Raw genomic sequence first — 14,939 nt, 5'->3', positions numbered from 1 at the left:
TTAATATTAAAATAAATAAATCTACCCCTTCTTTTTCTTTATCAGTTACGTGAACGATTATGCATCCAAAACAAACGATTATTTGACATAACTACTGTCTTCCATGAGAATACACGAAGGAAACATCAATAATATAAAAAACATTTTTTAAATCGATTTTTTCTATTACGCCTTGTACTATTTCGTTTTTTCAAGAATAATTAAATGTGTAAGTGAATATGAATGAACGGAGGTGCAAAAGCCCCCTTGTCAATCAGTCGCACGTGTTCTTGAAAGGAGAAAACATGAAAAAACTCACTCATTTGTTTTTTGTTGTGTTGACACTTCTGCCATTTGCTGCCACGCCTGTCCAAACGCACGCCCAAGAAACGTATACGATTAAAGCAGAAAAACACGCGACGACCGAAGTTGTTCCTGAACTCCCGTCTATCTCTCGTATCCCTGTCACTACCCAAGAACCAGATCCGCACAACGCAGCATTGGTTTCTTTCACCGGTGGCGTCAGTTTCTCCTCTTTTCTCTCTCCTTTTTCTGCTGTTGGTGCTACATTAAGTTCTGCATTGGTTTCCCTCCCTGCTTCTGCTGCAGTAGTTTCTGCTATCCTAGGAGCAGGACTTGGTTATAGTTTTTACCAATTAGGTTCTTCCTTAGGTGTCGCCACTGCAGACTTACTCAAAACGAATGCGAGCTTGTATGAATTATCTTCCAATAATCCTGCCCTGCAACAAGAATTGGCCGCTTTTGCCACTTCGGGGATCGATTCTACTACTAGTACCTATAATTTCTCGCAAGGTCTGCAAAAAAGATACGCGCAAGACGTGACCAGTCATGCATTGATGCGGGAATATTTGACAGGAACAACGGATCATGGTGCTTATCGCTTTTCGATCAATGACCATCCGGCTTTTCGTAAACTGATCTCTTATGGTTCTCTTTCTACTGAAACGGCTCGAACTGGCGTGATCGGACGTGATGCCTCGGTAGCTGATCGAATGTTCATCGAAGATCAATTCTTCTTACTGGAAATGGTTCGTGTCATGGAAACTCGAGTCGGCAGTGATACAACATTACTGACGATCTCCGGTCACAATTATGGCCATCGGGGTAGCAACGGTTCCTTCGTCCATGAAGTCGAATTAAGTGTCCCGATGTCTGTCTTGATGAGCCAGATCGCGACTCAAGAAGACTTTCTGGAATACATCCAGCAAAACACCACTTTTGAATTTGGGGTGATCGAAACACCCTCAAGAGAAGTCGCTGTCCAGACGGCTCAGCAAATGGCGCAAGCCTATCATACACGCACTGCCGATATACAAAAGAACTTAGCGGAAGTCTTGGCACCGACTGAAAACGGATTGAGCTTCGATCCTTCTGGTATAATCGCTACCTTATACGGACAAACGGTTGTCCTTGATGCAACAGGAAAGTTCGTGTACGCTGACACTCGAGTAGCCGTTCCAGAATACCAGTGGGGAGCGATCGATTTTGCTTACAGTGAAGCAGCCATCCCAATAGATGACTCGATCACGATCGATGGGCGAAGAGGTGTATTAGATGAAGAGACTGGAGACATCGTAGAAGATGGTACAGGTAAAACATTAGTCGAAGGCGCAATGGGCGCTGCATGGAATGCATTGAGTCTAGCTCGCGTCCTTGAAGCAATCAAAAACTTCAAAGGGGATGACGATGATGACGATGAATTCGAATGGTATTTCCCTCTTGATTTGTACTATGACGAATGGTATGCAGACGGCGGGAAAGGGCATACGATGGAACGGCATGTGGGACAGTCTGAGGATGCACTACGAGCACGATTGGAGGACATAACCTATTCCGCTGCCTTCCATACTACGGAACAAGCTTTGATATTTATCAACTGCGCGATCTATACTGCCAATAAAAAATACTTAGAGGGTACGATCAAATTACCTCTAGGTGATTGTTCTTTACAAGATGGTAATCGTGTAATCTATCGATCGTATAAATCAATCGTTCTTGGGAAAACATTAGGGTGGGGGTTTTATAGATTAAATCAGGATACTCATATTCAATACGACTCGATCTATTACGCCAAAGTGATTATTCAAAGAATGCCCAACATCGTATGGAAAAAACGAAAGTATTATATCCTAACCGCTTATCCTGACTTACGAAGAACTGTAAAAGAGGAGCCGCCAAGGGCGGCTCCTTCCTCTTCAAAATTTTTATTTATTTTTAGTCTGAAAAAATCAAATCATCACTAACCTAGCATCGAAAACAGTGAATCCTTTCTCTTTTCGTCATACACTGACCACACATAAGCGCCATCCCAATAACGACCTTCATTATAATAATTCGTAAATTCATTGTTCCAAAGGTAAATATACAGATGATCTTTATCTGGGAAAAGACGATCATTCAACTGGTTAAATTCTTCTTCCGTTCCCTCTGCTCCTTGAGTTGCTTCAAGAAAAGAAGTCCGATAGATACCATCGTCCGCCCAGAATGATTCAGGCGTGATTCTTTTCGCCTTCATCATTTCTTTATTCACATAAATAGGATACTTTTTCATCTTGTCAAAAAATCGGATATCCGTATAGTTGATTTTTTCTTCTCTGAATTCGTAAAGTTTTTGTGCATATATTTTTTTAGAAACTATAAGCCCTTCTTTGATTCGCCATGACCAACCAGCACACAATCTGCTTGAGTAATTGAGAAATTCTAAAACTGCCTCCTGATGACTATTTAGCCCGTCATACTCTTCTTCCTTGAAAAAAGCATACCGTAACACAGTCCAAGCACGCTCCAAATAAAAATCAATACTTTCTTTTTCTAATAATTCCATCTTTTCTCTCCTTTTGTTCTTCTAACGGCACTCCTGATACACCAACAAATCTGACCCTTTCATCTGCTACGTCAATACATGTTTCTCTCGAATTTTATCTATCCATTTTTATTTTATCGCAACTATCAAGGCTTCTATTCCTATTATTTCTTTTTAAAGAAAAGATAGTTTTTCAATCGTATAAATTGCTAGTTTCGCAAAAAAGGCTGTGACAAAAATAGTCACAACCTTTTGATCTTTTCTTCAATTTTTCACATGTCGGCGATTCAATAAAAAACCGCCTATTATTGTAAAGACAGGAGCAAGGATCGAGAAAAAAGCGAATGGCAAGTAATGCAACGCGCTAACTTTCATCGTCCCCATAATGAATGTGCCGCTAACTCCCCACGGTACAAGAGAATTGACGGTTGCTCCTGAATCTGCTAGCGTCCGTGTCAAATAGTTTTTTGATAAGCCAACCTCATCAAAGGAGCGTTTGAATGTTTCTCCTGGAAGAATGATGGACAAGTACTGCTCTCCAACGATCAGATTGACTCCGATACAACTTAAGGCAGTAAACCCGACTAAACGAGAAGGTCGGTCCATCTTTTCTTTTAATTCTTGCACGATGGTCTCAACAATCAAATATTTGATCAATAAACCACCTAATGCCAATGCCAGTAAAATCAAACTGGCTGAGCCCAACATACTCATGATCCCGCCTCGAGAAAGCAGTTCATCTAGCTTGGGATCAGGTGTATGCGCGACATAACCATTCATCAAGATGTCTGCTGCTTTTCCAATCGTCAAACTTTTCTCATGGATAAAGGAAAGAACGAGGGCGGCTGTCGATCCTGCTAATAATGTAGGGATAGCTGGGATTTTTTTGATTGCCCCGCCAAATAAAATAACTAACGGAATCAATGTCCAAGGAGAGATCCAAAAGCTTGCTTTCATATTTTGGATCATTTCATTGATACTGGCTAGGTCGGCTGAATGACTGTTATGTCCTAATATCGTATAAAAAAGCAACGAAAGGACGAATGCCGGAAAATCCGTATAACGCATGCCAGCGATATGTTCGAATAGGTTGACTCCGCCGATACCAGCCGCCAAGTTCGTCGTATCCGATAGAGGCGAGCAGTTATTCCCTAAAAATGCACCAGAAACGACCGCACCTGTAGTCATTGCATCGTTGAATCCAAGCAAATGACCGATTCCCAAAAAAGCAATCCCAATCGTCGAAATCGTCGTAAATGAACTGCCGACTGTCACTCCGACAATTGCACAAACAAGAAATGCTGTCGGTAAAAAGAAACGTACAGAGACAAGCTTGAATCCATAAACCATGATCGTAGGGATGGTTCCAGATAGAATCCAAGAGGCAACCAAGACGCCAATCAAAAGAAAAATCAGGATCGGAATGATCCCCGGGGTGATTCCTTTGATGATCCCGTCATGGATCTCATCCCATGAAAACTTTTTAAATCTGCCATAAAACAACAAACACATGAAAGCTGCAAGGATCGGGATATGTGGCGAGAGTTGGAATCCGATGATCAGTACTCCTAGGAGTGCCAACAACACGATCAATACAGCGATACTTTCTTTTAAAGAAATATTTTTATTCATCGTCGATCTCCTATTTCAAATGAAAAGGCCCTGCCATGAAAAAACTATTCACTTGGCAGGACCTCCTACTAAATCAGCGACAGATCGTCGGCTGAAAGACTTATTTTTTTATTTTTCTTCTAAACTTTTTTCTACCTCAATCCCCCAAGAATCTTTCTTGAAGTGATTGATGATCAATGGAATAACGAACATGACCACTGTGATAGCTGCTACTAATAATGCATCACTCAATGTCGCTGTACCTAATGTAGCAAATACGACAACGATGATAGAGAAGATCAGCATGCAGCTGACTACCCAAGCTAAGCCGTTTCCGTTTTTACCAATTCGGTAAGGACGTTCGAATTCTGGATGTTTCTTACGCATTTTAAGCAATGAAACAGCAATCAAAATGTACACGATACAATAAATAACAGTTGTAGCATTTGTAAGTGTCAAGAATACAGCACTTACGTCATCCATTACACCATAAAGCAAAGCAAATAATGAAATAACGATTGATTGTGTTAGAACGACATTTCTAGATACGCCGTATTTGTTTTCTTTATGGAATCCGAATTTTGGTGGAAGGAATCCTTCACGAGCTACTTGGATGATTGTTTTTGATGGTCCAGTAACCCAAGCTGATAATTGTAAAAGCACACCAATAAATACCATGAAGCTGAAGATATTTCCGATCACTTCTGGTAAGCCTAGGATTTGGCAATCAATCAAGATTGGCTGCGTGATATTTGCTAATTCCATTTTTCCATCTGGTACGACATTGGCAACAAGCATCGCATTGATGACATTCAATAAAACTAATCCGATCAAAGCGATAAATACGCCTTTTGTATAATTTTTTGTTGCGTCTTTCAAACGAGGCATGTAAACAGAACTCATTTCGATCCCAACAAAAATAAATGTGATACCAGCTAAGTATTTCAATGAATCAATATGTTCCAAGTCAGGGAAAGCTTTTGACCATGAAAAGTCACCTAGATAGCCGTTTGAGACTAGTCCGACTTTGAAGGCTGCCAAAACACCTAAAACGAACATGATGACTACTGGGATATATACCCCTAGCCATACACCGATGTTCCCGCCGACTTTTGCCATATCGAATTTCAAGTTCAAGATCGTGATGATCCAGTAGATAACTAAAATACAACCTAAAACGAACCAATGATTATTGCCAAGTTCTACATTACCAAATGTGTTTCCTAACAATGGTCCTAAAGTAGAAGCGACCATTACCATACCTGGGAACATTTGCACCCATAATAGCCATGCAACGACAAATCCCCATTTGCTGCCCAGTGCTGTTTTTACCCATAACTGAGGACCGCCTTCTTGAGGAAGCATCGTTGAAAGCTCACCGGAAACCATTGATATCGGACCGGCAAAAAACAAAACTGCAAAAATTGAATAAAAAATCAATGTCCAACCGACTGCGGCTAACGTAGGAATACTCCGAACCGTTGCACACAGTGCCATTGTCAGACCGATAAAGGTCCCAAGACCCATTTTACTTACTTCAGATTTACTCACCGTTGACACTCTCCTTGATTTTTTGGATAAAATAACGGTGTCTTTAAAGTAGTTTCAGCAATAAACGAAACAATTCAGCGAATATTTGAGGGGATTCTTTGAGTCTATTGCTTGAAGGAGTTCTTCAAAGACAACCTCAAAACAAAGGGATCGAAGAGCTTAGGTCACCCCTTGCTCTTCAGATCCAAACATGCGTCAGAAACAGTTAGCATTCAAGCTATTTTCTAACATGATTACTTTGCTTATTTTGCTTCGCTTGCCAATAATTGGTCTGCGTAGATTTTTTCCAATTTTTCTTGAAGAGCTGCTTTGATTTTTTCAGCATATTCTTCAAAGTGTTCTTCTTTGTTCATGTATGGTGTCATTACGCTGGCACGCAATACAGTTACTTTTCCGGCACGGTTCCATTCTTCATCTGAGAATCCTAGTTGGTTCACGAATTGCAATGGGCTGTTGCCATAGTCTGGGATAGCAAAGTCAGTATGTGAAGTTAAGAATTCATTACCGTAAATGCTTCCTTTCACGTATGAAGAATAATCGTATACGTCATGGTTCAATTTATTCATCGCAACTAAATCGTCGTTGCCTTTTTCTTTGAATACGTAGTCTACCATGTTGAAATCTGGATAAGTTAATGGATGAACTTCGATTTCTTTGTCACCTACTTTGAATGACAAGTCATTCAAGAAGTTGTAGAAACGATGCGCCCCTTCGATTGATGTACCCATCAATTTACCGTATCCTGTGACATTCAAAGGTAAGACATGATGTGCTGCCCAAACGCTTGCTGCTGTTGCCCCTGCTTTTGAACCTTCCAAGATATACGCTCCAAGTAATGCTGGGATATCTGCACCTTTTTCAAATACATATGTTGCGAAGTAAGAGATAACGTCTCTCATGCGGATATCTTTGATGACGATACCACCGGCAGAATATGGAACATAGCCCATTTTATGTGGGTCGATCGTTACAGATTCTGCTTCTTCGATTGCTTTATATGCACTGTGTACTTCTTCTAAGATATAATCTTTGTTTTCTGTAAAGACATTGTATTTGTAATGAACGTCTTTTAAATCTTCGAATGGAATGAAGTTGTTGTCTTCGTCTAAGAAAATCGCACGGCCGTATCCGCCATAAGCAGCATCTACGTGCAAGTAGAAGTAAATACCGTCTTTTTCTAATACGCGACGCAATGCAACGATTTTATCGATACCGTCGATTGCTCCTTCTTCTGTTGATCCTACAACACCGACTACACCTAAGATTGGTGTTTTTTCAGCTGCTAGACCACGAACGATTTTTTCAAGTTCGTTGATGTCCATGCGATAGTTATGGTCAACTGGCACTGGAATTACTTGGTCTAAACCGATACCGATGATGTCGGCAGCTTTTAGCCATGAATAGTGTTTTGTTTGTGGAACCAACCATTTTCCTAATTTTTCTAAATGTTTTCCGCTACGTGCTGAGTGAGCTTTGATTTCGTCGATTTTTTCTGGAACACTGTCTAACAAGTTCATGATTTCTTCTGTTGACAAGTTCATCAATTCCCAATCGCTTTTTCCAGCAACTAGTTCAGGTGTCACTTCTTTCATAGCAAGTGGCAATGATTTGATGTTACGGGCATACCAAAGTCCTTCTAAGTTTGCTAAAGAACCATCAGCAACGATGTGTCCCCAGCCATCTTTATAGCTCATTAATTTTGCAAATTCCATGCCTACTTCTTCTTCCATTTGGCTTGTTGCAGGAGAAGATTCGTAAGCAACGTTATTACCATTCCATAGCATAGCAAAATTGTACGCTAGTAAAGATGGCATCAATGTTTCAGAGTTCATATGACCCCAGTAGCGTCCGGCATTATGCCAAGGAACGGAATGGGTACGCATCCGCGCTGAAATTTCTGATAGAACATCTTTTGTTTTATTCACAGTGTGTTCAAAACTAGCACTGCTTTTTTCTTCTGGCGTAATGATAGGCATGTCTTGAGGCATGTAGTTTTGACGCCAGCCTAAATGTTCGTCCACCAATTCATTCAACAAAGCTTTATAGATTTGGCCGTTCTCAGCTTTGTCCCCAATGAATAGGGCATTTAGGTTTAGATCTTTCGACAATGATTCACTCATAGTGAAACCCTCCTAAAAAAAATATTTAAATTTTGTCGAGCCCTACATTACACCTGTTCTCCTATTCTGTAAACTAAGCTTTCGACCGTTTTTTAATCGTATTTTATTATGTATCAATTATTCGAATTGTTCATACTTTTGAAATAATTAAAAAAAACGAGGGAATTTACAAAAGTAAACTCCCTCGCAAAGATTGTATTAACGACAACCAGCGTTCTATTTTAGGATGGGTTTCAAAATTGGAATGTTGTAATAGTATTCCCCTTTTTCAAGGCAAAAACTTACTAAATTCTAATCAATTACTTTGGCCAAAAAGTAATTTTTCTTACCTTTTCGAATAACCACAAACTTACCATCGAATTCATCGGATGGATTTATGACAAAATTTAAATCGGTAACGCGGTCACCGTTAATACTTATAGCTCCGTTTGAAACATCTTCCCGTGCCTGACGTTTAGATGGTTCAATTTTTGTGGAAACAAGTAGCTCCACGATATTTTCAGGTGTGCTTGAAATTTCAACGTTCGGCATTTTACCGAATCCTTGCGCGATTTCTTCCGCATTTAGTTCTTTAATATTTCCAGAGAACAATGCTTGTGTTATTTTTTGCGCTTCTTTCAAGTCTTCTTCACTATGCACAAATCTTGTGACTTCTTCTGCCAAACGGCGTTGTGCTTCACGTTTCTCAGGTTCTGTCTCTACTTTTTTCGCTAATTCTTCAATTTCTTCTTGAGATAAGAACGTAAAGAATTTCAAGTATTTCACTACATCACGATCATCTTGATTCAACCAGAATTGGTAGAATTCAAATGGTGAAGTTTTCTTAGGATCAAGCCAAACGGCACCACCTGCGGTTTTTCCGAATTTCGTTCCGTCCGCTTTCAACATCAATGGAATCGTCAAACCGAACGCTTCTGCTTCTGATCCTTCTAATTTTCGGATCAGGTCTAAACCAGCTGTGATATTTCCCCATTGGTCTGCTCCACCGATTTGTAGTTGTACATCGTATGTTTTATGCAGATGTAAAAAGTCGATGGATTGCAGGATTTGGTAAGTGAATTCTGTGAATGAGATCCCTACTTCCAAACGGCTGGCAACGATATCTTTTGCTAACATCGTGTTGATGTTGAAGTTTTTACCGTAGTCTCTCAAAAATTCAAGTAAAGAGATTTTTGACAACCAGTCGTAGTTGTTCACAAATGTGATATTTGCGTCTTTACCAAACAATTTTCTCATTTGATTGGAAAGTGCATCCACGTTATGTTGCACTTGTTCCATCGTTTGCAACACACGTTCTGTTTTACGGCCGCTTGGGTCGCCGATCGTTCCTGTTCCGCCGCCAATCAGAATATATGGATGATGGCCTGCCAATTGGAATCTTTTCATCATCATAAATGGGATCAAATGTCCGATATGCATCGAATCACCAGTTGGATCAACGCCGCAATAAAGTGAAATGCTCTTTTCTTCAACGAGCTCGCGAAGTCTTTCTTCGTTTGTTTGCTGATTAATGGCGTCGCGCCAAGTTAATTCATCAATAATATTCATTTTACTGACCTCCGTGTAGTTTTTTATGAAAGCAGGAACCTGCTAGCATGCGTCATTAAGTATTTCTTCGGGATGGAAAATAAAAAAAGTCCCTTGGCATATAGCCAAGGGACGAAATCTCGCGGTACCACCCAATTTGTATGTCTAGATATCCAACATACCTCTCGAACATTTAACGCTGTCGCGTGGCAATCACTGCCAGAGACTCCTGAAATGTAATTCGCTTTAAAGCATGTACTGGTTTGCAGCAACCACCAGCTTTCTGAAACATTGGCTTTAACAACTACTTCGTTTCGATCTTCGTCTTGGTTATTATTAATATGTGTCTATCATAGAGCGCAACTTTTTCTTTGTCAACAGAAAAAGGATATTTTTTTTAAATTCCTCATTTTTTCTTTTTTGAATCCGCTCTAATCCCGAACATTTTATTTTTAATATTGTTAATAGAAACTATTTTTTCTGTATTTTTTCTGCAATTTATCGAGAAGTCACTTTACTTTTCCTCTTATTCTTTCTTCGTTACAATGAGCAATGGGACGAGTAAAAAAATGAAAAAGTAAGGGACGAGGTATATGGAAAAAAAGCAAAAAATTATTTTAGGAGCCACTTCTGCTTTAACTGTCGTTATTTTAATTTTAAGTCTGTTTTTTGTCATCCGAGCATACACAAAAAAAGAACCGATCATTCCTGAAAAAAAAATAACAGAAAAGACAAAAGAGCCAATGGATGATAAGCAACAGCTAGTTACTCAAGCAAAAAATCTGGCACAAAGCTATGATTATGACCAAGCGATTGCTTTATTGGAGAAAAACAGTAAAAACGGATCTGCGGAAACACAGCAGCTTCTTCAAACACTGAAAAAGGAGAAAGAACAACTGATTGACTGGTCTGACCCTACTCAGATCTCTCACGTCTTTTTTCACAGCTTGATCGTGGACCCGCAAAAAGCCTTCCACTCTCAACAGTCGCAAGGATATAAAGACTATATGGTAACTGTTGAAGAGTTCAACCGTTCGATCGAACAACTCTATCAAAATGATTTTGTTTTAGTCAATTTGAATGATTTGATCCAAAAAGATGAACAAGGAAATCTTTCCTTTAACGGACTCGCGCTACCTGAAGGAAAAAAACCATTAGTTCTTTCGCAAGATGATGTCAGCTATTATGAATATATGGATAATTCCGGTTTTCCTAGCCGATTGGTCGTATCAAATAACAATGAAATCAAAAATGTTTATAAAGAGAATGATAAGGAAGAAATTGGGGACTTTGACATGGTTCCTCTAATTGATGCTTTTGTCAAGAAACATCCTGATTTTTCTTATCGAGGCGCAAAAGGCACCTTGGCCCTGACAGGTTACAACGGTGTTTTAGGTTATCGAACATCCAAGTCTCAATACGGAGATAACGAGAAAACAAAAAAAGAGATCGAAGAAGCTAAAAAAGTAGCTGATCAGTTGAAGAAAGATGGCTGGAGCTTTGCTTCCCATACCTGGGGACACTTGAATATGACTCAAGCTTCATTAGAGGATGTCAAAAAAGACAATGAATTATGGCAGCAAGAAGTTGCACCTATCCTAGGAAAAACAAATATCCTGATTTATCCATTTGGTGCAGATATTAGCGACTGGCAGCCTTATTCAGCAGAAAATCAAAAATTTGCTTACTTAAAGAGTCAAGGTTTCGATATTTTCTGCAATGTAGATGCTTCTACTCCCGCTTGGGGACAATTAGGTGCGGATTTCTATCGAAATGCTCGAATCAATATCGATGGCATTCGGTTCCAATCAGATTTAGACGGACAAAACCCTATTCTTGATTCATTCATCAACGTTCATGATGTCTATGACAAAGAAGCACGAGAATCCGCTTGATTTTACGTCATTTATAAACCAAAAAAGCCGAACTGACATTTTATCGTCAGTTTTGGCTTTTTTTATGCTTTATTTCTTCTTCGGCGCGATTCCCTTAATCAGGACTTCTGTCCATTCTGCTGTATATGGAAGCAGTTTTGCGTATATCTCCGGCTTAGAAATTCCTTCTACCATTGCTTGAAAATAGAGGATCAAGAACTCATCCGAATATTTCAAATCCACTTTTCCCTCTTTACGCCCTCGATGGAAAAGATCAAGCATGATACTGAAACTTTCTTGCGTATACGCATCCATCGCGTCAGAAAATTCTTTTTTTTCTTTTTTTGTATAGTATGTCATCAAATCGATATAAAATTGTTTGTTCACTCGATTGAGATAGCGGATTTTATTTTCACTCATGGCAATCAACGTTTCTTCAAATGGAAGATTTTCCGCAATCAACGCTTTCGCTTCTTGCCCTAAATCATTCATAAATGTGAAAAATACTTCATAAATCAGCCCTTCCTTGCTGCCAAAATATTTAAAAATCGTCGCTTTACTTACCTGAGCGCTCTCAGCTACCTTATCCATCGTCACTCCAGCGGTTCCTATGTCTGTGTTCATCAAGTCAAAAGCTGCTTGTAAAATCTCTTTCTTTTTCTCTTGTGCTCTCTTTTCAAAACCGTTCATTTGTAGAGCCTCCCGTAATTTTAAACTTTTATAATATATATAGTTCAAATTTATTCTGAGGTTTATTATAACTATCTATTGAGAAAGTATCAAGCCAGCAATTCCTTGTTTATGAATTCATTGACAGAAATTTATAAAAAGAATATTATGTACTAAAATAATAAAAAAAGTTTTATAAAAAGGCATAAAACCATTTCATTAAACCGTTTAATCTTATTTAGTATATATTTTCAAAAAAAGGAGTGGGGTTTTTATGGCAGAAATCGTCAAAGTCACACATTTGAAAAAGAGCTTTGGTCGTTTCGAAGCTTTAAAAGACGTCTCTTTCACCGTACATTCAGGTGAAGTCGTTGGATTTATCGGACCAAATGGTTCTGGAAAATCCACGACGATTCGGACACTTTTAGGGATTATAAAAAAAGACGGCGGAACGGCAACGATTTTTGGTCAAGATGTATGGGAAGATAGTTTATCTATCCATGAACGTCTTTCTTATGTTCCAGGTGACATCTCTTTATGGGGAAATTTGACTGGAGGAGCGATCATCGATCTCTTCATGAAGCTTCATGGAAAAGGGAACGCTCAAAAAAAGGACGAACTGATTCAACGTTTCTCTCTTGATCCTAAGAAAAAAGCAAAAAACTATTCAAAAGGAAATCGTCAAAAAGTGGGCTTGATTGCTGCTTTATCTGTTGATTCGGATCTCTATTTACTTGATGAGCCTACATCTGGTTTAGATCCCTTGATGGAAACCATTTTTCAAGAAGAAGTTGAAAAACTGAAAGAACAGGGTAAATCCATCCTGCTTTCTTCTCATATTCTCAGTGAAGTCGAACGATTGGCAGATAAAGTCGTGATCATCCGCGAGGGAACAGTCGTAGAAGAAGGAACACTCGATGAATTGCGTCATTTGACCCGCTCGACCATTACTATAGAAACAGAAGCAGATAACAGCCACTTAGCACAATTGAACGGTGTCCATGATTTTGTGCAAAAAGGCCACCTTGCTCAATTTGCTGCTGACAACGAAGCTTTCGATGTGATTTTAGCTGAAGCTTCCAAATTAGGTGTGAAAAAATTTGAATCTATTCCACCGACTCTTGAAGATTTATTCATGAGGCACTATGAAGGATGAGGAGGAATCGAAATGACTGATAAATTTTCACGCTGGTCCACCCTTTTTTCTCAAAACCTTAGCCGTGACTGGAAAAAAATTTTGATATGGCTAGTCGGTGTCACTGCTTTTTCTGGTGGTTTTGTCCCTGCGTTTGAAGAATTGACTTCAGGACAAGGGTTAGCTGGATTATACGAAACAATGCAAAATCCGGCAATGATAGCAATGGTCGGACCAACTCCCGCTTCGAATGCTGCTGAGTATACTTTAGGAGCGATGTATGCAAATGAAATGTTGCTTTTTTGCAGTTTGTTTGCTGCTGTGATCTCGGTTTTGCATGTAGTGAGCCAAACGAGAAAAAAAGAAGAGCTTGGTCTGATTGAACTTATTCGTTCCTTTCGAGTCGGACGTCAAGCAAACTCTTTAGCTGTCATCGCTGAAAGTATTCTGATCAATTTGCTTTTAGCAATATCGATCAGCTGTACGATGATTTTTTTTCAAGCAGATTCGATCACTGCAGAAGGTGCTTGGCTTTTTGGGCTATCTGTAGGTAGTACGGGGATTTTGGGGAGTGCCGTTGCACTGTTTGCTGCACAACTGATGCCAAGTTCAGCCAGTTCGAATGGTCTGTCTCTAGCGTTTTTAGGTGGACTCTATCTTCTAAGAGCAATAACAGATGTAGCTGTTTCCTCCCTTTCGATGTGGAATCCTTTAGGCTGGTCTTATTTGACCTATCCATTTACAACTAATAACTGGATTCCTTTGCTTTATTTGTTTTTGTTCAGTCTCATCTTGATAATCAGTTCATTTGTTTTAGAGGAACATCGAGACTTGAACACCGGCTATATCCCCGAACGTGAAGGAAAACCGTATGCTAAACGTTCTCTTCTATCCTTGCGTGGTTTATTATTCTATCTAAATAAAGGAATGACAATCAGTTGGCTCATCACTTTTGGTTTGATGGGGGCGGCATACGGCTCTATCTACGGGAATATGCAACAGTTTTTAGAAAGTAACGACTTAATGAAACAGATGTTTATCCAATCTGGCGTCTCAATTGAAAAAAACTTTACAAGCACGATCATGGTCGTTTTGATTTGTCTAGCTGCTATTTTACCAATTGCTAGCATCAATCGTTTATTTACAGAAGAAACCCACGGACGTATGAATCAGCTGTTCGCAACAAAAATTTCTAGGAACCAACTTTATTGGACAAATCTGTTACTAGCGATCCTGTTTTCTATATTGTCGATTCTGATTAGTTCTGGTGCGCTAGGACTTTCTGCTTTGGCATCGATGAAGGATGCGAAAGATATGGATCTATTGCTGTTTCTTAAAGCCGGATTCAACTTTCTGCCTGCTGTTTTAGTGTTTATCGGGATGAGTGGCTTTCTATTCGGATGGCTTCCTCGAATGGGTAAATTTGCTTATATCTACTTAGCTTACTCCTTTGCGCTCAATTACTTTGGCGGGATTTTGGATTTGCCAGAATGGTTCTCCAAAACAGCGGTCCCTAGCTGGGTACCACGGATGCCAAACGATTCTTTCGATCTTTCCGTATTCCTTACGTTATCCTGTATCAGCCTTGCACTGATCGTCCTTGGTGCTATCGGTTATAGGAGAAGAGATTTAGTGGAAGGATAACAAAA

Annotated in this window: 9 protein-coding genes, 1 pseudogene and 1 other annotated feature; of the genes and pseudogenes, 4 read left to right on the top strand and 6 right to left on the bottom strand. The window is 39.5% G+C overall.

Translation table 11 applies throughout. The annotated features are described in order from the left end of the window. The first annotated feature begins 284 nt into the window (after positions 1-284). Positions 285-2,243 carry an RNase A-like domain-containing protein gene (locus tag QK255_RS01955; protein ID WP_002292604.1) on the top strand — a complete coding sequence of 653 codons (1,959 nt, stop codon included), beginning with the start codon at positions 285-287 and terminating at the stop codon, positions 2,241-2,243. Here the strand turns inward: QK255_RS01955 and QK255_RS01950 are convergent. From QK255_RS01950 to tyrS, 5 genes and pseudogenes are all read right to left on the bottom strand, one after another. Next, positions 2,229-2,824 (bottom strand): annotated as a pseudogene (locus QK255_RS01950) (hypothetical protein). The gene QK255_RS01955 and the pseudogene QK255_RS01950 overlap by 15 nt on opposite strands. Positions 2,825-3,067: 243 nt before the next feature. Next, positions 3,068-4,435, bottom strand: coding sequence for a Na+/H+ antiporter NhaC (gene nhaC / locus QK255_RS01945; protein WP_002292602.1), 1,368 nt, complete (start codon positions 4,433-4,435; stop codon positions 3,068-3,070). Between the two features lie 108 nt (positions 4,436-4,543). After that, positions 4,544-5,965: a tyrosine-tyramine antiporter gene (tyrP, locus tag QK255_RS01940; protein ID WP_002286392.1), complete on the bottom strand. Its 1,422-nt coding sequence runs from the start codon at positions 5,963-5,965 to the stop codon at positions 4,544-4,546. A gap of 242 nt (positions 5,966-6,207) precedes the next feature. After that, positions 6,208-8,085: a tyrosine decarboxylase gene (tdc, locus tag QK255_RS01935; protein WP_169062524.1), complete on the bottom strand. Its 1,878-nt coding sequence runs from the start codon at positions 8,083-8,085 to the stop codon at positions 6,208-6,210. A gap of 291 nt (positions 8,086-8,376) precedes the next feature. Then, positions 8,377-9,633, bottom strand: coding sequence for a tyrosine--tRNA ligase (tyrS, locus tag QK255_RS01930; RefSeq protein ID WP_002292599.1), 1,257 nt, complete (start codon positions 9,631-9,633; stop codon positions 8,377-8,379). A 104-nt stretch (positions 9,634-9,737) separates the two neighbouring features. Continuing rightward, positions 9,738-9,943, bottom strand: a binding site (T-box leader). Between the two features lie 262 nt (positions 9,944-10,205). On the opposite strand from tyrS, the gene QK255_RS01925 reads away from it, so the two are divergent. Then, positions 10,206-11,507: a polysaccharide deacetylase family protein gene (locus tag QK255_RS01925; protein WP_002292598.1), complete on the top strand. Its 1,302-nt coding sequence runs from the start codon at positions 10,206-10,208 to the stop codon at positions 11,505-11,507. Between the two features lie 69 nt (positions 11,508-11,576). Here QK255_RS01925 and QK255_RS01920 read toward each other — a convergent pair whose 3' ends face one another. Beyond that, the gene (locus tag QK255_RS01920) at positions 11,577-12,176 is read right to left on the bottom strand and encodes a TetR/AcrR family transcriptional regulator (RefSeq protein WP_002292597.1); all 600 of its coding nucleotides are present in this window, start codon (positions 12,174-12,176) and stop codon (positions 11,577-11,579) included. Positions 12,177-12,429: 253 nt separating this feature from the next. Between QK255_RS01920 and QK255_RS01915 the strand changes: the two genes are divergently transcribed. Then, complete coding sequence (locus QK255_RS01915; protein ID WP_002292595.1) at positions 12,430-13,311, top strand: ABC transporter ATP-binding protein; 882 nt, start codon at positions 12,430-12,432, stop codon at positions 13,309-13,311. 12 nt (positions 13,312-13,323) lie between these two features. Further along, entirely contained in the window at positions 13,324-14,934 is a 1,611-nt protein-coding gene (locus tag QK255_RS01910) for an ABC transporter permease (protein ID WP_002292594.1), read from the top strand. Positions 14,935-14,939 lie beyond the last annotated feature (5 nt).

The organism is Enterococcus sp. ZQ21 (assembly GCF_030053755.1).
Classification (GTDB): Bacteria; Bacillota; Bacilli; order Lactobacillales; family Enterococcaceae; genus Enterococcus_B; species Enterococcus_B lactis.
This window is presented reverse-complemented; position numbering and strand designations above follow the sequence as displayed.

Excerpts from the sequence above, each read along its gene's own strand:
- QK255_RS01920 (WP_002292597.1), bottom strand. The coding sequence starts at position 12,176 with ATGAACGGTTTTGAAAAGAGAGCACAAGAGAAAAAGAAAGAGATTTTA.
- QK255_RS01955 (WP_002292604.1), top strand. The coding sequence starts at position 285 with ATGAAAAAACTCACTCATTTGTTTTTTGTTGTGTTGACACTTCTGCCA.
- tdc (WP_169062524.1), bottom strand. The coding sequence starts at position 8,085 with ATGAGTGAATCATTGTCGAAAGATCTAAACCTAAATGCCCTATTCATT.
- QK255_RS01910 (WP_002292594.1), top strand. The coding sequence starts at position 13,324 with ATGACTGATAAATTTTCACGCTGGTCCACCCTTTTTTCTCAAAACCTT.
- tyrS (WP_002292599.1), bottom strand. The coding sequence starts at position 9,633 with ATGAATATTATTGATGAATTAACTTGGCGCGACGCCATTAATCAGCAA.
- QK255_RS01915 (WP_002292595.1), top strand. The coding sequence starts at position 12,430 with ATGGCAGAAATCGTCAAAGTCACACATTTGAAAAAGAGCTTTGGTCGT.
- QK255_RS01925 (WP_002292598.1), top strand. The coding sequence starts at position 10,206 with ATGGAAAAAAAGCAAAAAATTATTTTAGGAGCCACTTCTGCTTTAACT.
- nhaC (WP_002292602.1), bottom strand. The coding sequence starts at position 4,435 with ATGAATAAAAATATTTCTTTAAAAGAAAGTATCGCTGTATTGATCGTG.